General features: G+C 58.0%; 22 protein-coding genes and 1 pseudogene. 11 read left to right on the top strand and 12 right to left on the bottom strand.

The annotated features are described in order from the left end of the window. The first annotated feature begins 115 nt into the window (after window positions 1–115). On the top strand, window positions 116–2,236 hold the full coding sequence (locus POR16_RS15270) for a TonB-dependent siderophore receptor (protein WP_005890380.1): 2,121 nt from the start codon (window positions 116–118) through the stop codon (window positions 2,234–2,236). Between the two features lie 76 nt (window positions 2,237–2,312). Here POR16_RS15270 and POR16_RS15275 read toward each other — a convergent pair whose 3' ends face one another. After that, on the bottom strand, window positions 2,313–2,834 hold the full coding sequence (locus tag POR16_RS15275) for a DUF3237 domain-containing protein (RefSeq protein WP_005890379.1): 522 nt from the start codon (window positions 2,832–2,834) through the stop codon (window positions 2,313–2,315). Window positions 2,835–3,057: 223 nt separating this feature from the next. Here POR16_RS15275 and POR16_RS15280 point away from each other — a divergent pair, with 223 nt between their 5' ends. The 3 genes from POR16_RS15280 (at window position 3,058) to POR16_RS15290 (ending at window position 6,099) form a co-directional block, all read left to right on the top strand. Then, on the top strand, window positions 3,058–3,681 hold the full coding sequence (locus POR16_RS15280; protein WP_005890378.1) for a TetR/AcrR family transcriptional regulator: 624 nt from the start codon (window positions 3,058–3,060) through the stop codon (window positions 3,679–3,681). Window positions 3,682–3,819: 138 nt separating this feature from the next. Further along, complete coding sequence (locus POR16_RS15285; RefSeq protein ID WP_412458893.1) at window positions 3,820–5,445, top strand: methyl-accepting chemotaxis protein; 1,626 nt, start codon at window positions 3,820–3,822, stop codon at window positions 5,443–5,445. Between the two features lie 225 nt (window positions 5,446–5,670). Further along, complete coding sequence (locus tag POR16_RS15290; protein ID WP_032618687.1) at window positions 5,671–6,099, top strand: nuclear transport factor 2 family protein; 429 nt, start codon at window positions 5,671–5,673, stop codon at window positions 6,097–6,099. A gap of 28 nt (window positions 6,100–6,127) precedes the next feature. Here POR16_RS15290 and POR16_RS15295 read toward each other — a convergent pair whose 3' ends face one another. From POR16_RS15295 to POR16_RS15305, 3 genes are all read right to left on the bottom strand, one after another. Continuing rightward, entirely contained in the window at window positions 6,128–7,009 is an 882-nt protein-coding gene (locus POR16_RS15295) for a CAP domain-containing protein (protein WP_005890375.1), read from the bottom strand. 142 nt (window positions 7,010–7,151) lie between these two features. Next, a complete protein-coding gene (locus tag POR16_RS15300) occupies window positions 7,152–8,792 on the bottom strand; it encodes a methyl-accepting chemotaxis protein (protein ID WP_024671072.1) in 1,641 nt (546 codons plus the stop codon). Window positions 8,793–8,984: 192 nt separating this feature from the next. Further along, window positions 8,985–9,695 carry a GNAT family N-acetyltransferase gene (locus tag POR16_RS15305; RefSeq protein ID WP_005890372.1) on the bottom strand — a complete coding sequence of 237 codons (711 nt, stop codon included), beginning with the start codon at window positions 9,693–9,695 and terminating at the stop codon, window positions 8,985–8,987. Between the two features lie 542 nt (window positions 9,696–10,237). On the opposite strand from POR16_RS15305, the gene katB reads away from it, so the two are divergent. Together katB and POR16_RS15315 are read left to right on the top strand one after the other, a co-directional pair. Continuing rightward, window positions 10,238–11,770 (top strand): catalase KatB, encoded by a 1,533-nt coding sequence (katB, locus tag POR16_RS15310; protein ID WP_042932283.1) that lies wholly within the window; start codon window positions 10,238–10,240, stop codon window positions 11,768–11,770. A gap of 61 nt (window positions 11,771–11,831) precedes the next feature. Further along, window positions 11,832–12,386: an ankyrin repeat domain-containing protein gene (locus tag POR16_RS15315; RefSeq protein WP_005890369.1), complete on the top strand. Its 555-nt coding sequence runs from the start codon at window positions 11,832–11,834 to the stop codon at window positions 12,384–12,386. A 51-nt stretch (window positions 12,387–12,437) separates the two neighbouring features. Here POR16_RS15315 and POR16_RS15320 read toward each other — a convergent pair whose 3' ends face one another. The 3 genes and pseudogenes from POR16_RS15320 to POR16_RS15330 all read right to left on the bottom strand — a co-directional run bounded on the left by POR16_RS15320 (window position 12,438) and on the right by POR16_RS15330 (window position 14,084). Beyond that, window positions 12,438–12,662, bottom strand: a complete 225-nt coding sequence (locus POR16_RS15320) for a DUF6434 domain-containing protein (RefSeq protein ID WP_005890367.1) — start codon at window positions 12,660–12,662, stop codon at window positions 12,438–12,440. Between the two features lie 59 nt (window positions 12,663–12,721). After that, a pseudogene (locus POR16_RS15325) lies at window positions 12,722–13,058 on the bottom strand (PAAR domain-containing protein); the annotation flags it as partial. Window positions 13,059–13,199: 141 nt separating this feature from the next. Continuing rightward, a complete protein-coding gene (locus tag POR16_RS15330) occupies window positions 13,200–14,084 on the bottom strand; it encodes a LysR family transcriptional regulator (protein ID WP_005890363.1) in 885 nt (294 codons plus the stop codon). Window positions 14,085–14,182: 98 nt separating this feature from the next. Between POR16_RS15330 and POR16_RS15335 the strand changes: the two genes are divergently transcribed. Together POR16_RS15335 and POR16_RS15340 are read left to right on the top strand one after the other, a co-directional pair. Continuing rightward, on the top strand, window positions 14,183–14,665 hold the full coding sequence (locus POR16_RS15335; RefSeq protein WP_117143987.1) for a multidrug/biocide efflux PACE transporter: 483 nt from the start codon (window positions 14,183–14,185) through the stop codon (window positions 14,663–14,665). A gap of 99 nt (window positions 14,666–14,764) precedes the next feature. Further along, window positions 14,765–15,598, top strand: a complete 834-nt coding sequence (locus POR16_RS15340; RefSeq protein ID WP_005890360.1) for a PhzF family phenazine biosynthesis protein — start codon at window positions 14,765–14,767, stop codon at window positions 15,596–15,598. 6 nt (window positions 15,599–15,604) lie between these two features. On the opposite strand, the gene POR16_RS15345 is transcribed toward POR16_RS15340, so the two are convergent. Further along, window positions 15,605–16,756 (bottom strand): MFS transporter, encoded by a 1,152-nt coding sequence (locus POR16_RS15345; RefSeq protein WP_005890359.1) that lies wholly within the window; start codon window positions 16,754–16,756, stop codon window positions 15,605–15,607. A 275-nt stretch (window positions 16,757–17,031) separates the two neighbouring features. On the opposite strand from POR16_RS15345, the gene rarD reads away from it, so the two are divergent. Then, on the top strand, window positions 17,032–17,916 hold the full coding sequence (gene rarD / locus POR16_RS15350) for an EamA family transporter RarD (protein ID WP_005890358.1): 885 nt from the start codon (window positions 17,032–17,034) through the stop codon (window positions 17,914–17,916). Between the two features lie 3 nt (window positions 17,917–17,919). Here the strand turns inward: rarD and zapE are convergent, their stop codons facing one another. Continuing rightward, on the bottom strand, window positions 17,920–19,035 hold the full coding sequence (gene zapE, locus POR16_RS15355) for a cell division protein ZapE (protein ID WP_005890357.1): 1,116 nt from the start codon (window positions 19,033–19,035) through the stop codon (window positions 17,920–17,922). A gap of 66 nt (window positions 19,036–19,101) precedes the next feature. Then, entirely contained in the window at window positions 19,102–20,547 is a 1,446-nt protein-coding gene (locus POR16_RS15360) for a SulP family inorganic anion transporter (protein WP_005890356.1), read from the bottom strand. A gap of 142 nt (window positions 20,548–20,689) precedes the next feature. On the opposite strand from POR16_RS15360, the gene ampC reads away from it, so the two are divergent. Further along, window positions 20,690–21,847 carry a class C beta-lactamase gene (gene ampC, locus POR16_RS15365; RefSeq protein WP_005890355.1) on the top strand — a complete coding sequence of 386 codons (1,158 nt, stop codon included), beginning with the start codon at window positions 20,690–20,692 and terminating at the stop codon, window positions 21,845–21,847. On the opposite strand, the gene ada is transcribed toward ampC, so the two are convergent. Then, window positions 21,836–22,942, bottom strand: a complete 1,107-nt coding sequence (gene ada / locus POR16_RS15370; RefSeq protein WP_053479645.1) for a bifunctional DNA-binding transcriptional regulator/O6-methylguanine-DNA methyltransferase Ada — start codon at window positions 22,940–22,942, stop codon at window positions 21,836–21,838. The genes ampC and ada overlap by 12 nt on opposite strands. Before the next feature lie 82 nt (window positions 22,943–23,024). Then, a complete protein-coding gene (locus tag POR16_RS15375) occupies window positions 23,025–23,597 on the bottom strand; it encodes a DNA-3-methyladenine glycosylase family protein (protein WP_005890350.1) in 573 nt (190 codons plus the stop codon). Between the two features lie 393 nt (window positions 23,598–23,990). Between POR16_RS15375 and efeU the strand changes: the two genes are divergently transcribed. Beyond that, window positions 23,991–24,845 carry an iron uptake transporter permease EfeU gene (efeU, locus tag POR16_RS15380; RefSeq protein WP_053479644.1) on the top strand — a complete coding sequence of 285 codons (855 nt, stop codon included), beginning with the start codon at window positions 23,991–23,993 and terminating at the stop codon, window positions 24,843–24,845. Window positions 24,846–24,851: the final 6 nt, after the last annotated feature.

Genomic DNA, 24,851 nt, shown 5'->3' on the forward strand with positions numbered 1-24,851 from the left:
ACTTGCCTCGGGAGTATTGATCAATCAAATCCCATGGCCCGCGATTCATTTATTTACTTGAGAATTAATATCAAATTACAATTATTGCTATTAACGTCCTGACAGAGCATCTCCCTTGAGCACTTCCACCCAACGCACTCGCCGTCCTGGCCCTTTTCTGTTGTCTGCGCTGTCTCTGGCGATATGCTCCAGCGGTACCGTGCAGGCCGCAGAAACCGCTGTTCTGCCTGCCACCCAGGTGTCCGCTGCCGCGACGCAGCCCCAGGAAGGCTACAGCGCGAAAAGCACCAGTACGGTCAGCAAGAGTGATGTGCCGATCAAGGAAGAAGCGCAATCGGTCAACGTTGTCACGCCACAGACCATTGCCGACTACAACGTGCGCTCGCTGGACGACGCCATGAAGTTCGTCAGTGGTGTCAGTCAGGGCAACACGTTAGGTAACACCAAGGACTCGCTGGTCAAACGCGGCTTTGGCACTAACGATGACGGTTCGATCCTGCGCGACGGCGTACGCTCGGTGGTGTCGAAGAACTTTGGCGCAACCACCGAGCGCGTCGAGGTTCTCAAAGGTCCGGCCTCATTGTTGTATGGAGCAATGGAGCCAGGCGGCGTGATCAACGTGATCAGCAAACAGCCGCAATATGTGCAAAGCACCACGCTGAGTGGCTCGGCCTACAGCGAAGGCGGCGGCAGCTTTGGGGTCGACACCACCGGCCCGCTTGGCGACTCAGGGCTGGCTTATCGTCTGGTGGCCGAACGACAGAGCGAGGACTACTGGCGCAACTACGGCGTTGATCAACACACTCTGATTGCACCCTCGCTGTCGTGGACCGGCGAACGCGCCAGCCTGACCCTGGCCTACGAGTACAACGACTACATCAGCCCGTTTGACCGCGGCACCGTGTTCACGGGCGGTCATCCAGCCGACATCAGCTACGGCAAGCGGCTGGACGAAAAGTGGGCAAATACGGTGGGCATCAGCGAGACCGCCACCGCGCGTTTCGAATACCAGCTCAGTGATGACTGGAAAACCCGTCTGACGTACGGCTGGAACAATGATCGCTACAGCCTTGCGATTGCCCAGCCCAGTACTCTGTCCAGCAGCGGCGTACTGCGCCGTCAGGCCAATGGCGGCCATTACGATTACGAAACCCGTTATGCCAGCTGGGACTTCATCGGCAAGCAGGACATTCTCGGTCAGCAGCACGACCTGCTGGTTGGCGCCGAACATGAGGATTCCGACAGGTATCGCGGCAAGACCTATCGCAATACAGCCCAGAACGGCTTCAATATATTTTCGCCGGCCTACGGCAGCCTGGCCGAACCGAGCGTAGTCAGTGCGCCCACCAGCAATCTCAGCAATCAGTTGACATCCACGTCCATGTACATCAAGGACAACTGGCACTTGGATGACCGCTGGATTCTGGTACTGGGCGGTCGCTATCAGCATTATGAACAGGACATTGCCCAAGGCCTGGGTGCCAACCGCGTCACCAACCTGGACAAAAATGACAATGTGTTCCTGCCGATGGCGGGCCTGGTGTTCAAGGTGAATGAAGACCTTTCGCTGTATGGCAATTACAGCCGTTCATTTGTGCCCAACGAAGAAGTGAACGACGACGGCACCACGTTCGATCCTGAAGAAGGCCGTAGCTACGAAGTCGGTGCCAAATATACGCTGGCGCCGGAGCTCAACGTCAACCTCGCCGTGTTCGACATCGAGAAGAAAAACGTCGTCACGCCTACTGGCGTGACTGGCATCAGCCAAGCAGCCGGTAAAGTAGGTTCGCAGGGCGTGGAGCTGGACGTGACCGGACGCATCGCCGAACGTTGGGACATGATAGGTACTTACGCCTATACCCACACCGAAGTACTCGACGACCCTGACAACGAAGGCAACCGTCTGAGTCAGGCGCCGAAACACACGGCCAGCCTGTACCTCACCCACCACCTGCAGATCCCGTCCGGGCTGGGTGACTGGCATGCCGGCGGCGGTGCGCGCTACGTCGGCGAACGTGCAGGTGATGACGCGAACACGTTCTACATGAGCAGCTACACCGTTGCCGATGCATTCTTGCGCTGGGATGTGCCAATGGCGGGTTATAAAACCCGTCTGCAATTGAACGTGGACAACCTGTTCGACAAGCAGTATTACCCATCCAGCACCGGCAGCCAGTTGCAGGTCAATGTGGGTGAACCCCGCACCGCAAGGCTGAGCGCCAGCGTCACATTCTGAATGCTTGCGCAGGAGCTCGCCCGCGCCGGCTTGCTCCTTCTGCCTGAATGAATCGGCAGGCTCCTGAGCTAAGCGGTCAGGGTTTCATGCGGTAAAAGCTGATGAGCATTTCGTGAGCGTACAGGTATTCGATCTTGCCGATGAAGGCACTCTTTTCCAGCCACTCGTTAGGACCGAGAGAAACCTGAAAACGTGGTGTGCAGGAACACTGGTAATGGCCTTCGCTGATTGGCCATATGCCGTTCTGAAGCTCCTGCTGGCCCGCCTCGTCCAAGAGCATGATGCCCCTGTTCTCAACATTGATCAGCTCGCCCATCTGCGTACGCAAGGTGAAACGGGTGTCCAAAACAGCCAGCTCGGATGACATTTCGACCAGCAGATTGCTGCCGCCGGAAAGCACTGAACCGCTGAAGGATTCGCCCTGGAACTCGCCTCCCAGAATTGCGCTGTTACTGCGCAGGCCGTCGCTGCAGATGCCCATGAGCACGGGAACATCGGTTTTCAAGATGACTGTCAGTACCTTTTCGAGCACGGGCACCGTTGCTGTACTGACGCGATGGGAGCGTTTCACGGGTTGCTTGAAATCGATGATGTTCATGGAACTGTTCACTCCATCATTGATACATAGGTGCAATGGATGACTGAAGGCAGCCTGTCGAATGACCCGATAAAGAAAGCGTCCCTCTTTCAGCATTTATCTGAGTCTGCATTTCCAGTAAGCTCCACGGATTCGGCTTAAATCGTACCGAACGGTTCAGTTCCAGTCTAGAGAATTTTGCGCTAACTGTACCGAGCGGTTCACCAAGGGATTAAGGATATAAATGAAGGTGCGTACTGAAGCTCGCCGCGAAGCCATCATTGATGCCGCAGCAAGCGTTTTCCTCGAAATGGGCTACGAACGTGCTTCGATGAACGAAGTGACCAAGCGCATGGGTGGCTCCAAAGCCACTATCTACAGTTATTTCCATTCCAAGGAAGAACTGTTCATCGCCGTCGTCAACAGACTGGCAACGGCGCATCTGGCCGAGGCTGTTTCGGAACTGAGCAATACCAACGAGATGGGCACCGACATAGAACTACGCCCCATGCTGACTCGCTTCGGTGAGCGCATGTTGATGATGTTGATCAATGATGACAGCGCCTTGGCGGTGTACCGAATGGTGGTGGCCGAGTCCGGACAGTCCGACATCGGCATGATGTTTTATGAATCGGGCCCTCGAGAGTGCCTGCAGACAATAGCATCGACAATGCGCATAGCCATGCAGCGCGGGCAGTTGCGATCGACTGATCCGGACATCGCGGCGCTGCAACTCACTGCACTGCTGACTGCAGAAACAGAAATTCGCCTTTACCAGCAGGCGCCTATGCCGTTGAGCATCGAGCAGATTCGCGGCATGGTCGAGCGGGCAGTCGATACGTTTCTTCTGGGCATGGAAAAGCGCTGACCTGGGGGCTGAAGCTGGCAGGTCCTGACCTGCCGTTTCAGCGCTCAAAAGCTTTGAAATATTTGCTTACTATTTTGTTACAAAGTTAAACCGCGTGCGGGCGATAGCCTTTTTGCCCACTCCGGAGAAACACTCATGATGTTGCGAAAGCTCAACCTCGCTCCCCGTTCTGCACTGTGTTTCGGCATCTTCTGCCTGATGATCGTTGCCTTGGGCCTGCTGGCTCTGCGTCAGGCCGCGGAACTCAACGCCGCCGAAAAATTCATCGAAACCAACGTACTGCCCAGCGTCAAATTACTTGGTTCTCTGGATCGCGAGTTTGTAGGCATCAGAGGCAACAATGCCCGCGTCCGTAACCCGATCGAACCGCAAGAACGAAAGACCAAGGCGCTGGGTGATATTCAACAATCACGCTCGCTGATTGCTGGTTATGCCGATGCCCTCAACAAGTTGATCGTCACCCCACAAGGCCGCCAGGCATTTGATGAGCTCACCAAGGCCAATGCCGATTATCAGGCGGCCCAGGATCGCTACCTGGCGTCAGTCGCTGCGGGAAATCTCGAAGCAGCCGTTGCGACCTCCAATGGAGAAATGAAAAGCGCGGCCGATCAGGTCGAAGCCACCCTCAAGAAGCTCACCGGCATCAACGATAGCAAGGCCCAGAAGGCCGGCGCCACGGCAGACACTGCTTACCAGCAAACCTTGTGGATGGTGGGCATTTTCATCGCCGCAGGTGTTCTGACCACGCTGCTCCTGGCCTGGATGTACACCCGCAGCCTGACCGGCCCCATTGGCGAGTCGCTGAACATTGCGCAACGCATCGCCGACAACGACCTGACCAAGGACATCCCCCTGGATGGCACCGACGAGGCTGCCAGACTGATCGCGGCACTGGCCGCCATGCAGACCAACCTGCGCAGTGCCTTGACCCTGATTGGCGACTCTTCCACCCAGCTCGCGGCCACCTCCGAAGAGATGCACGCGGTAACCGAAGACGCTTCGCGCACTATTCAGCGTCAGAGCAATGAAATTGAAATGGCCGCCACTGCCGTCAACCAGATGAGCGCTGCGGTCGAAGAGGTTGCCAGCAACGCAGCCTCGGCATCGGAAGTTACCTCGCAGTCCAGTACAGCCGCCATCGCCGGACGCGCGCAAGTCGATGAAACCGTCACTGCCATCAACCTTATGGTGTCCAAGGTGCAACTCACCTCCACCGAAGTGCAAGGCCTGGCAGCCATGGCAACCGACATCAGTAAAGTGCTGGACGTAATCCGCGCCATCGCGGAACAGACCAACCTGCTGGCCCTCAACGCAGCCATCGAGGCCGCCCGCGCCGGTGAGGCCGGACGAGGCTTTGCGGTGGTCGCGGACGAGGTTCGGGCGCTGGCCCACCGTACTCAGCAGTCGACCCGTGAAATAGAACAGATGGTCAGTTCGATTCAGACCGGTACCGGCAATGCGGTGACGGCAATGGAACAGACCAGCGTTCAGGCGCAAAAGACACTCGAAATGGCCAACGGCGCCGGCAAGGCGTTGCTCGAAATCACCGAGTCCATCAGCCAGATCAACGAGCGCAACCTGATGATCGCCACCGCAGCCGAAGAACAGGCCCAGGTAGCGCGCGAGGTTGACCGAAGCCTGGTCAGCATCCGCGACCTGTCCAGTCAGACTTCTGAAGGCTCCAACCAGACTGCAATTGCCACGGCAGAACTGTCGAGCCTGGCCTCAGGCCTGAATCGACTGACCAAGCAGTTCCGGGTCTGAGTGACAAGGTAACCGGAACCTGACATTGCGCAGCACACCCCCAAGCGCCCTGACAGACATGTCAGGGCGCTTGGGGGTTGTTATCGAGACTGCGCTTCTGCAGGCCTGAAGAATTCGCAATCGCACTTGTCGAGCCGCTCGCGCTGATCTAAGTTGCACGGCGACAGATGAATTGATCGCCTGTCCCGGTTCCCCCAACCCGACAACGACAAAAAAGGTATACCCATGAAGAAGCTGACATTGCTTATAGGTTTTCTGTGCCTGTTTAGCGGATATGTCACCGCCGCGACCTCCGACGAAGCTGACGTGGCCAATGCCGTAGACAAACTGACGCAAGCCATGTGGCACAAGGACATTGCGCAACTGAACGCACTGACTGCCGACAACCTCACCTACGGGCACTCCAGCGGAGCTATTCAGGACAAGCAAGCGTTCATCGCAGACATCGAAACCGGCAGAAGCGGCTTCAACGAACTGAAGATGCTCAATCAGAAAATAACGCTCTCCGGCGACGTGGCTCTGGTGCGCAATCACTTCTCGGCGCAGGCGGTAAACAGCGGCAAGGTCGTGCCGACCGAGATAGAAAACTTCCAGATCTGGCAGAAACAAAACGGCCAGTGGCTGCTGATCGGTCGCCAGGCGTTTCGTTTTTAGGCTGGCGACCACTGCAAACCGGAAAACCTCACTGCTGCGTGCCGAACATCGCCGTCCAGTAGATGCCTGCATTACTCTTGGGGTCCATCGCGTAGGCAGCACCCAACTCGCGATAAGCGGGGCTCATCAGATTGGCGCAATGACCGGGGCTGGCCAGCCAGCCGTCCACCACCTTGCGAGCAGTATCCTGACCCGCGGCAATGTTCTCGCCGACCTGCTGGCCCACATACCCGGCCAGCTCGGCGCGATCTCCGGGCGTGCGACCGTCGTGATCCTTATGATCAAAAAAGTTCTGATTGGCCATTGCCTGTGAATGCGCCTGAGCGGCGGTACCCAGCATCAGGTTCCAGGACAACGGCGTGGTCGCGGCAAAGGACTGCGGACCGCACTGACGTGGTTGGGTGCGGGCGACATTGACCATCTCGAGGATTTTCTGCCCCTCTGCCTGCCAATCACCCAGACGCGATGCAACCAGCGAACGGGCCAGCACGATGCGCCAGTCCCGGCCCTCACGACTGACGCCGATGTCGACGAACTGCGGGTCCAGCACCACACGACAGAAACTCTCTTGCACGGCCTTGAGCGCCGAAGCCGCATCACGCGGTCCGGACAGGCTGATCGCTTGCACGGTGACCATCGGGTAGGCGGCACGAGTCAGCGCCTGCTGCAGGTCGAGATTGCCGTTGGCAGGCAATACCAGACGCGGATCACTGGCAAGCGGCGGCAGTTCCATTGACACCTGCTCGCCACAACGTTGCGTCTGACCCCGATAGGCGTTCAGGGATTCGACCAGTTGTGTCTCGTCGCTGGCCAACGCATGACTGGCAAACATTCCAAGGGACAGCGCGCCAAGAAGTGACAGCGAAACTCTCAGGAGCGACAGGCGCAGGGCGTAAACAATGACAGGCATGAAAATGTCTCTCTCGGGCTGAGTACGCCTATGATGCGCGATACCACCCGGTCGGGCGCAACGCCTTTTTCATACCTGACCGGAATTTCATGGCCGGAAGGCTGAAGACGTGCGCCAGACAAATGCCTGCTAGAAGAGGCTATTAAAGCTTGAAGTTGGCAACCAGCAAATTGAACGAGGTAGCAAGACGCGACAGTTCCTGACTCGAAGCGCTGGTCTGATTCGCGCCAGCAGCACTCTGCGTCGAAAGGTCCTGAATGTTGATCAGGTTACGGTCAACCTCGCGAGCCACTTGGGCCTGCTCCTCGGAAGCGGAGGCAATTACCATGTTACGTTCGTTGATGGTCGCTACACCCATAGTGATTTTTTCCAGCGCCGAACCGGCCCGCAGCGCCAGTTCCTGAGTATTGGTCGCCAGCGTCAGGCTTTTACCCATTGCAGCAACGGCACCATCGGCACCTGACTGCACTGTGCTGATCATCCCTTCGATTTCCACTGTCGATGCCTGAGTACGGTGCGCCAAAGCACGGACCTCATCGGCCACTACCGCAAAGCCGCGGCCCTGTTCACCTGCACGCGCTGCTTCGATGGCGGCGTTGAGCGCCAGCAGATTGGTCTGCTCGGCAATGCTGCGAATCACGTCGAGCACTTTACTGATTTCCCGGACATGCCCGGCCAGTTCAGAAACGGCACCCGTGGATGCGGTGATCTCATGAACCATGGTGGTGATGCCTTTGACAGTGTGATCGACCTGACCCCGACCATCGATTGCGTCATCCGTCGCGGTCTTCGACGCTTCGGATGTCGACACCGCATTGCGCGCCACTTCCTCTACTGCAGCGGTCATCTCGTTGACCGCAGTCGCCGCCTGCTGAATTTCATCGTTTTGGCGAGTCAGCCCGCGAGTACTCTCGTCAGTGACCGCGCTCAGCTCCTCGGCTGCCGAAGCGAGCTGGTCGGCGGCGCTGGCGATCTGCTGAATCGTGTGTTTCAGACCGGTCTGCATCCCCGACAGCGCATCGAGCAACTGACCAGCCTCATCACCGCTGGTGGAAACGATAGGCTGAGTCAGGTCACCGCCGGCAATGCGCTGGGCGCTTGTTACTGCCACCGCCAGTGGTCGGGTGATCATGCGAGTGATGAATACACCCAGCATGATCGCTACCAGAAAGGCAATAACCACGCCCACCTCAAGCATCAGCACTGATCTGGACTTGAGCTCGGACGCCGCCACCGCCCCTTCCTTGATCTGGCGATTGTTGGACTCGATCATTGTCCGCAAGTAACCACGCGCCTTGGCAAATCCGTCTGCGGATAATGTGTTCAAACGAGTGCGGGCGCTATCGAGATTGCCAGCCTTCATCAATTCGACCACTTGCTGAGAGCCCGCTATATAAGCAGGCAGCATTTGCTCCAACTGGTCGCCAGCGACGCGCTCGTCATCTTCCAGAGGAGTGGCCCGGTAGGTTGCGAAAACTTTCTGCGCACGAGCAAGGTCATCGCCCAGCGCCTGACGAACACGCTCCATGTCAGCCTCGGGCACACCGCCATCCTGCGCATCCAGCAACCGGTAAAGGCCGCGGTTATGCGCTGTCAGGCTGGTAAGCGTTTCATTGGTATTGCCGACAGAGACCAGGTTGTTGGAAAAAGTAAGCTCAAGCGCATTGCCCAGACGGGTAACACCTGCCATGCCCAGACCGCCGACAGCCAGCGTGATCAGTGCGCAAACGATGAATGCCGAAATAAGCTTGGTCGAAAACTTTAACTGACGCAGGAAATTCATGAGACGTATCCGAGGGAGATGAAGCTGATGGGGCGCTGAGATAAATGATCACGCAGCAGTGATATCATAATGACTTCACCCCAAATGAATGGTTCATATCCCCCGAGAGATTTACGTAAAAAAGTTTGACAAATATAAAAATACGTAAATGCAATGAGAATGAAGTGCACTACGTTTCATGAACAATGCACGTTAATGCAGTTTGAAAGCCCCAAACGTATTACTGCCAGGCCGTTGTTCGACAAACTCCCTGGCTTGGCGGGTCTTCTCGTCAAGGTGGAGATCGCGCTGCTTCTCGGCATCGACCATTGCCTGGCTACCATGCTGTTTGAGTAGATAGGCATGAATCTGCCGCACTTCTACCGAGCTGTAGATCGGGGCAATGTCCATGACCGCCAGCAACCCACCAGTGCCGTGGTCGCGGGTGTTCATGATGACCTGGGGGCCCCGCGCGCCCAATACCTGAAAGCCCAGTGATTCAAAGCAAGGCACCTTGTCAACTGCGCAGTACAGTTCGGCATGCGGGTATCGATCGATCATTTTCTCCAGCATTGAACGACCAATGCCTTGCTGACGATGGCTTTCGAGAACCGCCATGTAGGCCACCGCGCAGGCTTGTGGGTCGCCGTTGACCGGCAGATACAACAAAAAACCCAATACGATTTCCGGGTCGTCATCGTCCAGCGCAACAATCAGTTCGACGGCCAAATGTTGTGAACCGTCCATGGCATTGAGGTAAAGATGTACCTCGTAGCCCACGCCATACTGATAAAGGTTGTACAGCGGGTTGCTCGGGTCGATGGCAACCAGGCTGATGTCGGTGACGTAATCGACGACCATTTGCTGAATCTGGCTGCGGATGAATTCGGGGGGCGGGGTCTGGAGCAGCATGACGGTTGGCATAAAGCGGCGGATTCCGGAATGTGTGGTTTGTCTGCACTGGCTATAGAAGCATGATAACGCTTCCAGGCACGCAACACCGAATCGTCAGAAGCTGATAAATATAAACGTTAGTTGATACTCATTCGCGATATCAACTATCAAATAGCCACTACCGAATATTATTCCGTGACCCACTATTATATTACCGAACGTTAGCTCCCTATTAAATCAAGGTGCCTGATTTGCAAATAAAACACTCGGCACCCCTACTGCTTCCTTCATCAACCTGTCACTGACGCACGGTATGAGAACTTTATTATTGCAATCGAAATATAATAAAAAATACCTTAATTTCAATGATTTAGCAAACTAGTACCCTCCAGAAAAAGGCTTTTTGCCAGTATTATTTATCGACTGCTATCTCAGCTACGCACAAAAACAAGACTAATATCCAACACTTTCGCTCGCATTTATTTTAATCAACCCGATGCATTTTTATAATCACCCTTTCACCTTCGCGCGCCTAAGCTTATCTCGCCTACTAAAAATATGAGGGATTCAAAATGCCGTTATTAAACTGGTCCAGACACGTGGTTCATTTGACTGCAGCCGGTCTTATCAGTATTCCGGCGGCTTATGCAGCCGACACGCTGACTCGCGACAATGGTGCCGAAGTCGGCGACAACCAGAACTCCCAGACCGCAGGCGCCCAAGGGCCGGTCCTGCTGCAAGACGTGCAACTGCTGCAAAAGCTGCAGCGCTTTGATCGCGAGCGTATTCCGGAGCGCGTCGTGCACGCCCGAGGTACAGGCGTCAAAGGTGAATTCACGGCATCGGCCGACATCAGCGACCTGAGCAAGGCGACGGTTTTTAAATCCGGTGAAAAAACCCCGGTTTTTGTCCGCTTCTCCTCCGTGGTCCACGGTAACCACTCACCAGAAACACTGCGCGACCCTCACGGCTTTGCGACCAAGTTCTACACAGCCGATGGCAACTGGGACCTGGTGGGCAACAACTTCCCTACCTTCTTCATCCGTGACGCCATCAAGTTCCCGGACATGGTGCACGCGTTCAAACCTGACCCGCGTACCAACCTGGACAACGACTCGCGTCGCTTCGACTTCTTCTCCCACGTACCGGAAGCGACCCGCACGCTGACCCTGCTGTACTCCAACGAAGGTACGCCAGCAGGCTATCGCTTCATGGACGGCAACGGCGTTCATGCCTACAAGCTGGTCAATGCCAAAGGCGAAGTGCACTACGTCAAGTTCCACTGGAAGAGCCTGCAAGGTCTCAAGAACCTTGACCCGAAAGAAGTTGCTCAGGTCCAGTCCAAGGACTACAGCCACCTGACCAACGATCTGGTGGGCGCCATCAAGAAAGGCGACTTCCCGAAATGGGATCTGTACGTGCAGGTTCTGAAGCCGGAAGACCTGGCCAAGTTCGAATTCGACCCTCTGGACGCGACCAAGATCTGGCCTGATGTACCCGAGAAAAAGATCGGTCAGATGGTGCTGAACAAGAACGTAGACAACTTCTTCCAGGAAACCGAGCAGGTCGCCATGGCTCCGGCCAACCTGGTTCCAGGCATCGAGCCTTCCGAAGACCGCCTGCTGCAGGGTCGTGTGTTTTCCTACGCCGACACGCAAATGTATCGTCTGGGCGCCAACGGCCTGAGCCTGCCAGTCAACCAGCCTAAAGTGGCGGTTAACAACGGCAACCAGGATGGCAAGATGAACAGCGGCCACACCACCAGCGGCGTGAACTACGAGCCAAGCCGGCTGGAGCCGCGTCCAGCGGATGAGAAGGCGCGTTACAGCGAACTTCCGCTGAGCGGCACCACCCAGCAGGCGAAGATCACGCGTGAGCAGAACTTCAAGCAGGCGGGTGACCTTTATCGCTCTTACAACGCTAAAGAGCAGACTGATCTGGTGCAGAGCTTCGGTGAGTCGCTGGCCGACACTGACACTGAAAGCAAAAACATCATGCTGTCGTTCCTCTACAAGGCAGATCCAACCTACGGCACTCGGGTTACCGAAGTGGCCAAAGGCGATCTGGCCAAGGTCAAGTCGCTGGCTGCCAACCTGAAAGACTGATGAGCTGAAATCCCGCTCCGGTGCCTGGTGCGCCGGAGCGGGCATGGCCAGGAGAACGCCCGTGAAAAATCTCATCTACGCCTTGCTGTTGTTTACGGCAGCTGCGAACGCGACACAACCGACACCCCCTGAGCAATTGACGGCGGAACAGACTGCAAGCCAGTTGCGCAGCCTTTTTTTCGACGCCTCCCGCGAAGGCAACAACCCCATGCTCGACACATTCATCGAGGCCCATTACGACCTCAATGTTCGGGACGAGCAAGGCTATACCGGTCTCATCCTGGCGGCTTATCACGGCCATGAAGACTCGGTGACCAGGCTGATCGATGCAGGTGCAGACCCCTGCGCCAAGGACAATCGCGGCAATACCGCGCTGATGGGCGCAATTTTCAAAGGTGAACTGAGTATCGCCAAGCGTCTTGTTCAGGCCGACTGCGGTCCCGACCTGACCAACAATGCCGGGCAGACCGCCGCCATGTATGCAGCGCTGTTCAAACGCACCGAGGTACTCAAAGCCCTCACCGACAAGGGCGCCGACCTGAACATCCGTGACAGCATGGGCAACGACGTACAGGGTTTGTCGAAAGGTGAGTTCCAGGCGCTTCCTGCTCGCTGAGCTACAACCGGATACCTGGAAAGCACAGTGGCACAGCGCAAAAAAGCGACTTCAGGTTGCCTGTGGCGCCGACGGCCGGGTCCGCAACCACTCGTCTGCCACCTGCCCCATGCTTTTGGGCGTATCGTCCTTGATCCAGCCCATGAAGGCTCGATCAAACCTGAAGGAAGCGCCGCACTGCCCGATCATGAAACGCCGCACGTTCTGCGTATTGCGGTAGTGATTGTCCACCGGGGTGTCACGCGTAATAAGGTCAGAGTGCCAGTCGAATGCCATATCCACCTGTCCGCAGTAAATGTCTGATCAGACGTCAGGGTAATAAAATGTCATTACATGGCGTTGCCTGCAAGATCCGGATCATTTATCACTGTGTCGAGCCGCTGTGGGTCCAGCGTACCGTCAGGACGTAGAACCGCCGCCCACATCGTCGCTGCCGCTGATCAACATGCCGCCATGGCTGCTCGGACTGCCGAGGTGGGCCATGGGCCGGCCATTGACCATGATGGATGGAAAACCCGCAACGATCACCGCCCCGCAGGCACACATATCGCCGACCCGCGCTGTAGTCAGTGAGTTGATCAGAACATCGCTTGAAGCCGTCACAATGGGCGTGATGCCGTGGCCCGGAATCGGGCAGGCATGCAAGTCGCCAAGTTTTGCAGAGGAAATCATGTAGGCATCCTTGGTTCATCACGCAGTTCCGGCCTTCAGCCGGAGGGTGACGACAGTAAAGGAGACACTTATAAGGGTCTGTCAGACCATTCCGAATTTTATCGATAAAACCAGACCAATATAGCCAGTCGTGTTCCCGCCTCACTCCCCCGCAAACGGTACCAATGAGTCTAGCAACCACGCCCCGGCCGGCCCCAGGCTGCGCTCGAATGACCAGACAATGTCGACCGCCGAACGTCGCGGCCAACCCGAGACCTTCAGTTCCTTCAGCAGCCCGCCCGAATAACGTGACACCAGCCAGCGCGGCAAAGCCGACCAGCCGAAACCGAAAGCGGCCATGTCCATCAGCAGCAGGTAATTGGGCGCTGACCAGTGACGGTGGCCGCTGGTGGGCAGATCGTCGGTAGGAATACTGTGCTCGACCAGCGTGTTGAGGCGCAATGCGCGATAGCGCGCCAGTTGCTGATAGTCGACCCGCTCAAGCGCGGCAAGCGGATGTCCATGCGACACGAACAAGCCGAAGTCAGCACTTTCATCGATGGTGGCATGACCGATTTCAGGTGGGTAGCTGGCTTGTGCCGAAAGCAGCCCAAGGGATGCCCTGCCCGACTGCACCAGACTGATCGCATCACCATGTTCGGCAAACACACACTCCATTTCCAGCTCTGGAAAGCGTTCGTCCAGCTCGGTCATCAGTCGCTCGAAATCGGCGAACTGGTTGGCATCGGACAGCACCAGCGTCAACCGAGGCTCGACGCCCGCAGCCAGTCGCGCAGCCGCACGTCGCAGCCGGTCCGAGGCGCACAGCAGGTCGTCGACACGACCAAGCATCACTCTCCCGGCATCGGTAAGCACCGGTTGCCGCGATGAGCGATCGAACAACTCCAGCCCCAAATCGATCTCCAGCCGGGCGATCGCTTCACTGATGGTCGATTGACTCTTGCCCAGACGCCTGGCGGCAGCGCTGAATGACCCCAGCGCCGCGATCTGGACAAAGGCTTCCAGCGCCTCAGGTGAATAGCTCATGACTGTCTCTTATCGGTTTTCCCGATGGCAATGATTTTCAGATTAACGCAAAGGCCGATGATAATGCTGCCATGAACGAACACAAGGGAAGCCCGATCATGAGTCACAGCAAACATCACACAGGTCAGCAGCCCTCCAGCCCCAGTAAATCCATCCGTGAGCGTGCGCTGCATGCCACTTTGTTCGAGGTCGGTGGTGTGATTCTGGTCGCGCCGCTGCTGGCCTGGCTCATGGACCACTCGTTGGCAATGATGGGCATCATGACGGTGATGATCTCCACCATCGCCATGCTCTGGAACATGACCTACAACGCCCTGTTCGACCGCTTGCGCCGCACCCACGGATTCACCATGACCCTGACCACTCGCATCCTGCACGCAGCGGGCTTCGAAGCCGGGCTTATTCTGGCTGTCGTGCCGCTGGCCGCATGGTGGCTGTCGATCAGCCTGATGCAGGCATTCTGGCTGGACATCGGCCTGCTGCTGATGTTTCTGCCTTATACCCTGTTGTTCAACTGGGGCTACGACACACTGCGCGAGCGCCTGGTAGAGCGACGGATGGCCAGATGTGAGGGGCTTTGACAGGAAGAGTTTGCGCACCCTGCCCGCCTTTCTCACTGGATTCCCCACACACCTGCGTAGCACACTGTCTACCCCTGAGCACGGCAAGGACCCGAACCCATGACAAACGAAATACTCAGACTGGCCGCGTTCAGCGATGGCGATCAGGGTGGTAATCCGGCGGGTGTATGGCTTGGTGCCTCGCTGCCTGATGAGGCGCGCATGCAGCAGATCGCTGCTGAGGTCGGTTTTTCCGAAACCGTTTTTGCTGTCCCGCTCGAAAACGGCTGGCGGGTGCGCTATTTCTCGCCATTGGCCGAAGTGCCGTTCTGCGGCCATGCCACCATTGCGCTAGGTGCAGCACTGGCAGCGCAGCAAGGCGACGGTGTGTTTAACCTGACGCTCAATCAGGCGCAGATTACAGTCGAAGGTCATGCTCAGGGTTCACTGACCTCGGCAGCATTGCAATCACCGGCGACATCCAGCAAACCGATCAGCGCGCAGCTGCTGGAAGAAGCGCTGATGCTGTTCGGCTATACGCATGGCGATCTGGATGAGCGCATCCCTCCCGCACATATAAATGGCGGTGCCGGGCATCTACTCCTGGAACTGAACAGTCGGGCAGCGCTCAAGGCCATGCACTACGACCAACAGGCCGGCCGCGAGCTGATGGCGCGTGAAGGCTGGGCGACGATTCTGCTGGCCTGGGCGGAGACTGATCAGATGTTTCATACCCGCAACCCATTTGCATTCGGCGGCGTGTATGAAGACCCTGCCACTGGAGCGGCCACGGCTGCGCTGGGTGGTTATCTGCGCGATATAGGCTGGCCGCACGGCGGGCTGATCGACATCCTGCAAGGTGAAGACATGGGCAGCCCATCGCGTCTGCGCGCCGAGATCCCCGAGCAGATCGGCAGTTCGATCCGGGTCTCAGGGATGGCGCGCAGGCTGTAGCAGCGTTCAGGTGCGCAGCTTGCTGCCCCCGAAGGCCACGCCCAGGAGCATTACGGCAACGACCATGAACGCCAGTTCAAGGCTGCTGATGTGGGCGATAAAACCGATGGCGGCCGGACCGATCAGAATCCCGGCGTAGCCCACTGTTGTAATCGCCGGGATCGCAACGCTTTCCGGCATGGTCTTCTGCCGACCGGCGGCGCTGTAGCACACTGGTACGATGTTCGAGCAGCCGGCGCCAACCAGCGCATAGCCCAGCAACGCTGCCTGCCAGACCGGAATCAACGTAGCGACGGCCAGCCCCGCCGCTGCGCAAAGGCCGCCCAGAATGATCACCCGATTTGAACCCACCCGTTTCACGACCGCATCGCCAAACAGCCGCCCCAGCGTCATGGTTGCAGCGAACACGGCATAACCCAATCCGGCATAAGAGGCTTCGACGCCACGCAACGAGGTCAGGAACACCGCGCTCCAGTCGAGCATCGCACCTTCGGCCAGGAACACAGTGAAACACAGCAGCCCGATGAACAGCACCACACCCCGCGGGATCGCAAAGGCGGGTCCGTCAGACGAGCTGCCGTAGGGCAACAGATTCAGAGCTGCTTTCGCCAGCGCAAGTAGCGTCAGCAGCACGACTATCAACATCGCAGCGAACGGCGAGATCCCCAGACTGAGCAAGCCGGCGACACCAGCAGCGCCGACAATACCGCCAAGGCTGAACAGGCCATGAAACCCCGACATCATGGTCTTGCCGCTGTTGCGCTCGACGATCACCGCCTGAACGTTGGCGGTACAGTCGACCCCGCCCATGCTTGCGCCGAACAGAAACAGCGTCGCTATCAGCAGCGGCAGGCTGGATATCGTCGCCAGCAGTGGCAGGCACAGACAGATCAGTAGCGTCGAGCAGACCAGCAATCGTCGACAGCCGAACCGCGCTGCCAGTGCGCCCGCCAGCGGCATTGAAATGATCGAGCCCACACCAAGACACAACAACAAGAGCCCGAGCGTGCCCTCATCAAGGCCCATGCGTTGTTTGACGTAAGGCACCAGCGGCGCCCATGACGCCACACTGAACCCGGCAATGAAAAACGCGATACGCGTAGAAGACTGTTCCGCCCGAGCCTTGGCGTCCTGGGCTGCGGTGCTGAATGAGGTCATGCATGCTCCTTGTGATTACCGGACAGAATCGCGCCAGCCAGCGCGACAGCCTAGCAAAGCTGATCGATTAACCAAAACGTCTGATGCGCTTGAATGGGGCACGTTCCATCGCTGTGTCGACCTGGTCCGTAAAAATCCGCTTATCGTGATAAAGACCGGCAAGCGTACAACCACCGCAGTTTGATGTGCAGCTTTTTGCACATCAGGCCAGTAGACTGGTCGACGCGCGCACCAGACAGGTGCAAAAGGTTGAATGAGCCGTTGCGGAGGACGTTGTGTACAAAGGTGTCGTGCTGTCGGTTCTGGCTTCCGTGCTGTTCGGGGTCATGTATTTCTATACGTCGTTAATGAAGCCTCTCGACGGCGAAGAGATTTTCGGCTGGCGCATGCTGCTCACGGTGCCGTGCGCGACCCTGTTCATGCTGGTCAGCGGTGACTGGCGACGAGTCCGCGATGTGGCTGTCCGGCTCAGGCAGCAACCGTTGCTGTTCTTCGGGCTGCTGCTGTCTTCGCTGCTGCTCGGCGCACAACTGCTGATCTTCATGTGGGCGCCGCTGCATGGGCGCAGTCTGGAGGTGTCGCTGGGTTATTTTCTGCTGCCGTTGAGCATGATTCTCACCGGCCGGGTGGTGTACGGCGAGCACCTCTCGTACCTGCAGAAGGTCGCTGCCGTGTTCGCAATGGTCGGGGTTACCCATGAATTGTGGCGGCTGGGCAGTTTTTCCTGGGAAACCCTGCTGGTTGCAGGCGGCTATCCGCTGTACTTCGTGCTGCGGCGCAAGCTCAAGACCGATCATCTGGGCGGCCTGTGGTTCGACATGCTGCTGATGCTGCCCATCGGTCTGTGGTTCATCAGCAATGGTCAACCGCAAGCTATCCAGCAGACACCGTTGTTGTATCTGCTGATCCCGCTGCTAGGGGTAATCAGCGCCTCGGCACTGGTCAGCTATATTCTCGCCAGTCGCCTGCTGCCGTTCAGCCTGTTCGGGCTGCTCAGCTATGTCGAGCCGATCCTGCTGGTCGGAGTTGCCCTGCTGCTGGGCGAAAGCATCGGGCGCGATGAATGGCTGACTTACCTGCCGATCTGGCTGGCGGTCGTGGTGTTGATGATCGAAGGCGCCAAACACATGCTGGCCCAGCGCCGTCGGGATGCATCCTGACCGTCACGACTCGGTAAAGCGCTCCAGCTGCATTTCCTGCAACCGGCTCAGGGTGCGTCGGAACGCGAATGACAGATAACCCTGGGTGTACAGTTCGTCCATCGGCACCGGCGCTTCGACATACAGCGGAATGCGCCGGTCGTAGCACTCGTCCACCAGCGCGATGAAGCGTCGTACGCCATCGTCGTTAGGCGACAATTGTGGCAACTCACGATCCCCCGCCGTCACCTGCTCCACGCCATCCTCGGTGCCTCGCGCAATCTTCGCCTCGCGTTGTGCAGCGCCCAGTACCGGCACCTCACTGAGCAGAATCACTGAAAAGCGATCGCACAGCGCGATGAAATCCATCGCCGCCAGCGGTTGTTCGCAGAGGTCGCGATAGCGGCACCACACCGCCGTATCGGAGTGCTGAACCACGTTGATGCTGCGATAACCGAGCATGACCTGCGAGTCGTGCACCGGCTGGCCGGCGCTCAGGGTTTCGAATATCCCCTGCAAAGCACTCGGTCGACCGGCTTCGAAGACCCAATAACGCTGGTGCAACTGGCCAGGGTGCAGGCGATGGTCTTCGCCACCGTCCACTGCCACAACATTCATGTACTTCTGGATAGCCGCGACGGCGGGCAGGAAACGCTCACGGTTATGGCCGTGGCTGTAAAGCTGCTCCGGTGGCTGGTTGGAGGTACAGACCAGTACCACGCCCTGTTCGAACATCACCTGCAACAGCCCGCCAAGGATTACCGCGTCACCTATGTCGGTCACAAACAGCTCGTCGAAGCACATCACCCGCACGTCCCGCGCCAGCTCTTTGGCGACCACTGTCAGCGGCTGAGGCGTACCCATCAGTTCAAACATGCGCTTGTGCACCCAACGCATGAAGTGATGAAAATGCTGACGCCTTGCCGGTACACTCAGGCTTTCGAAAAAGCGGTCCATCAACCAGGTCTTGCCGCGCCCGACCGGCCCCCACAGGTACACACCCTGCGCTTTACCGCGAGACTCGGTCAGCGCCAGATAGCACGCCTGCAACTGCTGCACAGCCCGCAACTGCGCCTGATCAGACTGAAAACCACGCTGGACCGCACGTTGGTAAGCATCCAGCGGAGAGACAGCATCCATCAGGCAAACACCTTTGGTTCAGAGGTTGATATTCAGCCTATACGAGACAAGGCCTGGCGACATCAATCAAGCGTGCTGTACACCTGCGCGCTTGAGCAATCGTTTGCAACGCTCGGACAGATGCACCACACGCAAGTGCTTGCCGGCCTTGGCGTAGCGTTCACGCAAGGTCTTGAGCGCCGCGATTGCCGAGTAATCGACAAAGCTCAGGTGACGACAGTCCAGCGTCACTTGCGCCGGGTCCTCAGCCGGGTTGAACTGGTCAAGGAAGGGTGTGGTGGAAGCAAAGAACAACGTGCCGTGCAGGTGGTAGACCTTGCTGCCGTCTGCCTCGACATGGCTGTCGGCATAAAGCTCGCGGGCCTGCTGCCAGGCGAAGTTGATCGCGGCAATGATGATCCCGAACACCACAGCGGTGGCCAGATCGGTCAGCACCGTGACCACCGTCACCGCGATAATTGCCAGCACGTCGTTGAGCGGCACCTTGCGCAGCACGCGCAGCGACGCCCAAGCGAAGGTTTGCTGAGCGACCACAAACATCACGCCCACAAGCGCCGCCAGCGGAATACGCTCGATCAGCGGCGACAGGAACAACACGAACATCAGGATCATCAAGCCCGCAACCACCCCGGAAACCCGCCCGCGCCCACCGGAACTGAGGTTGATGACGGTCTGACCGATCATCGCGCAGCCACCCATGCCGCCAAATGCTCCGGACACCATGTTGGCAGCGCCCAGCGCCACACACTCGCGGTCCGGGTAACCCCGGGTTTCGGTAATTTCGTCGGTAAGGTTCAGGGTCAGCAGGGTTTCCAGCAGGCCGACCAGCGCCATCAGGATGGCGTAAGGCGCAATGATGCGCAGGGTCTCCAGATTCCACGGGATGTCCGGCAAGGCAAATGCAGGCAAGCCACCGGCGATATGCGCCATGTCGCCCAAGGTGCGGGTTGGCAGGCCGAGCAGGTACACCGCCAGCCCGACGCTGAGGATCGCCACCAGCGCCGGCGGCGCGACGCGGGTCACGCGTGGCAGCAGGTAGACGATTGCCATGGTCAGCACCACCAGCCCGAGCATTACGTACAGCGGCGTACCGCTGAGCCACGATTCACCGACCTTGAAGTGTTCCAGTTGCGCCATCGCGATGACGATGGCCAGACCGTTGACGAAACCCAGCATCACCGGATAAGGCACCAGCCTCACCAGTTTGCCCAGCCGCAACAGCCCGAACAGAATCATGATCAGGCCACCCAGCAGCACGGTAGCCAACAGATACTGCACACCCTGCTGCACCACCAGCGCCACGATTACCACGGCCATCGAGCCTGCGGCACCTGACACCATTCCCGGTCTGCCGCCAAATAAAGCGGTCAGCGTACAAATGATGAACGCGCCATACAGCCCCATCAGTGGATTGAGATGGGCAACCAGCGCAAAGGCGATGCACTCGGGCACCAGAGCGAACGATGTGGTGAGCCCGGCCAGAACTTCGGCGCGCATACGGATAGTTTTCATGATTTACCTGAGCCGCGTTCCGTGGAGGAAGCGCAAAAAAGGGGGCATATTACGCAAACCTTTGACGACCGACCACCGCAGAGAGGCCCTCAGCCCCCCGCCTGATGATCGGCATACCCCCAAAACAACAAGGAACTATCGAATGCAATGGAATGGGACGCTGTTCTGCACAGGACTTCTGCTGGTCAACTCGGTGGCTTTTGCCGGGCAAGACCCGGCTGCGTTTGACGCGCTGGTGCAGACAGAAGCGCGCAAGGTCATGCAGGAAAACAACATTGCGGGTCTGTCCATCGCCATCACTCGTAACGGCGAACAGCAGTTCTACAATTATGGCGTGGCCTCGAAAGCCACTGGCCGGCCGGTGTCCAGCGATACACTGTTCGAACTCGGCTCGATCAGCAAGACCCTCACCGCAACGCTGGCCAGCTGGGCGCAGGCCAACGGGCAGTTGACGCTGACGCAGAGCATTGCTACTTACATACCGCAGTTGGGCGAGACACGCCTGGGCAAAATACCGGTCTTCCACCTGGCTACACACACCGCAGGAGGTTTCCCGCTTCAGGTGCCCGAGCAGGTGCATGATACCGACCAGTTGATGGCCTGGTTCAAGGCCTGGCAGCCTGAATACCTGCCGGGCACCCATCGCACCTATGCCAACCCCAGCGTGGGCCTGCTTGGCATGATCGCGGCGCGGAGCATGCACCTGCCGTACGAAAAGGCCCTGCAACAACGCCTGTTCCCGGCGCTGGGCCTGAACAGTACCTACGTCAACGTGCCTGATGAAAAACAGGGGTTTTATGCGCAGGGCTACAACAAACTCGACGAACCGGCCCGGGTCAGCCCAGGCCCACTGGCAGCAGAAGCCTACGGTGTGAAATCGAGCAGCCGCGACATGATCCGTTTTGTCGAAGCTAATATCGGAACGGGTCAATACGACGCCCGTTTGCGTCGTGCCCTGAGCGACACACAGACCGGTTATTTTCGCGTCGCAAGCATGACCCAGGACCTGATCTGGGAACAGTATTCAATGCCGGTCCATCTGGAACAACTGCTTACGGGCAACGCCAGCGCAATGCTTACGACGCTGAAGGCTGAAGCTATCGAACCTCCACAGGCACCGCAGCCAGCCGCCTGGATCAACAAGACCGGATCAACCAACGGTTTTGGCGGTTATGTGGCGTTCATTCCGGAAAAACAGCTCGGCATTGTGATACTGGCCAACAAGAACTATCCGAACGAACAACGGGTAAGGCTGGCTTATCGGATTCTGGATGAACTGGGCTGCTGTTCAAAGCCCTGAAAACAACCCTGCCCCTTCGCCAGACTCGATTTCGAGCAGCTTGCGCTTGCGCTCCACACCCCAGCGATAGCCGGACAACGATCCGTCACTGCGCACCACGCGATGGCAGGGAATGGCCACGGCAAGCGTGTTGGCACCACAAGCGTTGGCCACAGCACGAACGGCGCTGGGCATACCTATCTGCGTGGCGATCTTCGTGTAAGTGACGGTAGATCCGGCAGGTATGCCCCTCAGTGCCTGCCATACCCGCTCCTGAAACACCGTGCCACGAATGTCCAGCGGCAGCGCAAGGCCGGTGGCCGGCGATTGTACAAAGCCCACGACCTTGGCAACCAGCGCTTCGAACTCCGGGTCTGCACCGATAAGGTTGGCGTTTGGGAACCGGTCCTGAAAACCTTCGATAAGCACGTCGGGATCATCTCCGAGCGAAATGGCGCAGATACCTTTGCTGCTGGTCGCCACCAGAATCGAACCCAGCGAGCTCTCACCCAAGGCGAACCTGATATCGACATTGGCGCCGCCTGCACGGTATTCGGAAGGTTTCATGCCGAGCATATTCTGCGAAGCCTCATAGAAACGACTGTTGGAGTTGTAGCCCGCTTCGTAGAGCGCACGGGTGATCGTCGTATCATCGGCCAGCCGGGCCTTCAGACGCGAGCGCATCGCTGCCTGCCCATAGGCCTTTGGTGTCAACCCGGTCAGCCTTTTGAACACCCTGTGAAAATGAAAAGCGCTCATGCCGACCTGTTCGGCAAGCTCGGTCAGATTGGGCATTGCTACGGCGCTGTCCAGCAATCTGCAGGCTTCGGAAACGGCATTAGCGCGTTTGAGCTCGACCGCTTGCTGATCGCTGCCGCTGCGCCTCGACGGACGAAAACCGGCGACTTCGGCCTCGCTCGCGGTGTCAAAAAACACCACGTTTTCTGGACGCGGAAGCCTGGTCGGGCTGCCAGGCTTGCAGTAGATACCCGTGGTCAATACGCCGTAAACGAAATCCGCACTGACGCCAGAGCGCCGCTTGAGCAGAATGTCCCAGCGTGGATCGTCTTCCGTGCGCAGGACATGCGCCGTGTCAGTCCGCTTTATGCTGTCCATCTTGTGACCTCGCCCAGAGTTTCGCCAAGCCTATCCGGGTCAGGGCTGTCAGACACTCCGGTGCTTGCTTTCAAATTCGAGATCAGCCGCTTGTGCCAAAACCGATCGGTACGCGCCACAGATACCAGGCAGCAATCGTACGGTAAGGCGCAAAGCCTTCACCAAGCCGACGCATTTCCCCATGGCCCGGCTTGAGTTCAAGTGCGTACAGGCGCCTGTAGCCTTCACACACGCCGAAGTCGCTGGCAGGCATGACGTCCATCTGACCAAGCCCATAGATGAGCATCATCTCCACCGTCCAGCGCCCTACCCCCGGCAACTGAATGAGCCGCTCGACGAGTTCATCATTAGTCATCGCCAGCGCAGCGCTGACGTCAGGCACACGGTCGTCTGATCGCGCAGCTGCAATCGCCTTGATCGCCCGGCATTTGGATGCCGAAAAGCCGCAGGACCGCAATGCCTGCTCGTCCAGATCGACCAATTCCTGCGCGTCCGGAAAGCCGACACCCGGAAACAGCCCGCACAGCCGCATGATCATCGCGTCGCCCGCCCTGGCGTGAAGTTGCTGGTAGGCCACTGCCTTGACCAGCGCCTGAAACGGATCCTGGGCCGCCGTCACCGGATGCAGACAGGGACCGACGTGATCGATCAGCATTTGCCACCGCCTGTCGATAGCGCTGAGCGACTCAACAGCCTGGGCGTGTGGCACCTCGGTCTGGCAATTCTGCGGCACAAGATCGCGACCGGAGTTCTCGACTTGAGATGACATCATGACTTCCAATATTGAAGTGGCCGGGTCTGGCAATTCAAAAACCCATCCTCATTTTGCGTGGTGTTCAACATGATCGCTGAGCGTTCAAAGCACCAGAAAAAAGTTCAAACCTCGAGCCACGAGCAGCTGAACCTCGCCTGAACAGCCTGACAAAAATCTGAAGCGGACAAAAAACAACTATCCGCATTCAAGAATGAGTATCATTATGTTACGCAGTGTTTCAGGCTGTTTGCTCGTCGAAACACCTGCACCCTTCAATCCTGAACCCGGTGGGATATGCTCGTTCCGTTTTTGATCATGCTGCGCGAAGGCATCGAAGCTGCGCTCATTGTTGGCATTATCGCCAGTTACCTGAAACAGACCGGTCGTGGCGAGTGGATGCCTGCGGTGTGGATCGGCGTGTTCCTGGCGGCTGCGCTTTCGCTATTCGTCGGTGGCGGACTGGAGTTGATGAGCGCCGAGTTTCCGCAGAAGCAGCAGGAATTGTTCGAGGGCATTGTCGGCCTGATCGCCGTGGGCATCCTCAGCTCGATGGTTTTCTGGATGCGTAAAGTGGCGCGTTCGATCAAGCATGCGTTGCATGAATCCCTGGACGCCGCCCTCACCGGCTCGAAAAACCAGACCTACGCACTGATCGCCATGGTGTTCTTCGCCGTGGCCCGTGAAGGGCTGGAAACCGTATTCTTTCTGCTCGCTGTGTTCCAGCAGAGCGAAGGCTCGAGCGCACCACTGGGTGCCCTGCTCGGCCTGCTGCTGGCGGTGGGTTTCGGCGTAGCGATCTACAGCGGCAGCATGCGCCTCAACCTGAGCCTGTTTTTCCGCTGGACCGGGCTGTTCATACTCGTGGTGGCCGCGGGCATTCTTGCCAACTCGGTGCAGGCGCTGCATGAAGCGGGCGTCTGGAATCACCTGCAAGGCGTGGTCTTCGACATCAGTGCGCTGCTGCCGATGGACGGGCCTGCCGGCTCGGTACTCGCAGGCATGTTCGGTTATCAGGATGCGCCTACGGTCAGCACGCTGAGTGTCTATCTGATTTACCTGATCGGCGCGCTGGTACTGTTTTTTATGCCACACAGCCCGAAAGCAGCCAGGGCAGTACAGCCGCACCCATCTTCTGTTACAAACAAATAAGGGCAC

Origin of the sequence: Pseudomonas coronafaciens pv. oryzae str. 1_6, from assembly GCF_000156995.2 — a bacterium.
Lineage (GTDB): Bacteria > Pseudomonadota > Gammaproteobacteria > Pseudomonadales > Pseudomonadaceae > Aquipseudomonas > Aquipseudomonas tremae.

Coding starts and splice junctions, on each gene's coding strand:
- POR16_RS15275 (WP_005890379.1), bottom strand. CDS start 2,834: ATGAACATCATCGATTTCAAGCAACCCGTGAAACGCTCCCATCGCGTC.
- POR16_RS15280 (WP_005890378.1), top strand. CDS start 3,058: ATGAAGGTGCGTACTGAAGCTCGCCGCGAAGCCATCATTGATGCCGCA.
- POR16_RS15285 (WP_412458893.1), top strand. CDS start 3,820: ATGTTGCGAAAGCTCAACCTCGCTCCCCGTTCTGCACTGTGTTTCGGC.
- POR16_RS15290 (WP_032618687.1), top strand. CDS start 5,671: ATGAAGAAGCTGACATTGCTTATAGGTTTTCTGTGCCTGTTTAGCGGA.
- POR16_RS15295 (WP_005890375.1), bottom strand. CDS start 7,009: ATGCCTGTCATTGTTTACGCCCTGCGCCTGTCGCTCCTGAGAGTTTCG.
- POR16_RS15300 (WP_024671072.1), bottom strand. CDS start 8,792: ATGAATTTCCTGCGTCAGTTAAAGTTTTCGACCAAGCTTATTTCGGCA.
- POR16_RS15305 (WP_005890372.1), bottom strand. CDS start 9,695: ATGCCAACCGTCATGCTGCTCCAGACCCCGCCCCCCGAATTCATCCGC.
- katB (WP_042932283.1), top strand. CDS start 10,238: ATGCCGTTATTAAACTGGTCCAGACACGTGGTTCATTTGACTGCAGCC.
- POR16_RS15320 (WP_005890367.1), bottom strand. CDS start 12,662: ATGGCATTCGACTGGCACTCTGACCTTATTACGCGTGACACCCCGGTG.
- POR16_RS15330 (WP_005890363.1), bottom strand. CDS start 14,084: ATGAGCTATTCACCTGAGGCGCTGGAAGCCTTTGTCCAGATCGCGGCG.
- POR16_RS15335 (WP_117143987.1), top strand. CDS start 14,183: ATGAGTCACAGCAAACATCACACAGGTCAGCAGCCCTCCAGCCCCAGT.
- POR16_RS15340 (WP_005890360.1), top strand. CDS start 14,765: ATGACAAACGAAATACTCAGACTGGCCGCGTTCAGCGATGGCGATCAG.
- POR16_RS15345 (WP_005890359.1), bottom strand. CDS start 16,756: ATGACCTCATTCAGCACCGCAGCCCAGGACGCCAAGGCTCGGGCGGAA.
- zapE (WP_005890357.1), bottom strand. CDS start 19,035: ATGGATGCTGTCTCTCCGCTGGATGCTTACCAACGTGCGGTCCAGCGT.
- POR16_RS15360 (WP_005890356.1), bottom strand. CDS start 20,547: ATGAAAACTATCCGTATGCGCGCCGAAGTTCTGGCCGGGCTCACCACA.
- ampC (WP_005890355.1), top strand. CDS start 20,690: ATGCAATGGAATGGGACGCTGTTCTGCACAGGACTTCTGCTGGTCAAC.
- ada (WP_053479645.1), bottom strand. CDS start 22,942: ATGGACAGCATAAAGCGGACTGACACGGCGCATGTCCTGCGCACGGAA.
- POR16_RS15375 (WP_005890350.1), bottom strand. CDS start 23,597: ATGCTGATCGATCACGTCGGTCCCTGTCTGCATCCGGTGACGGCGGCC.
- efeU (WP_053479644.1), top strand. CDS start 23,991: ATGCTCGTTCCGTTTTTGATCATGCTGCGCGAAGGCATCGAAGCTGCG.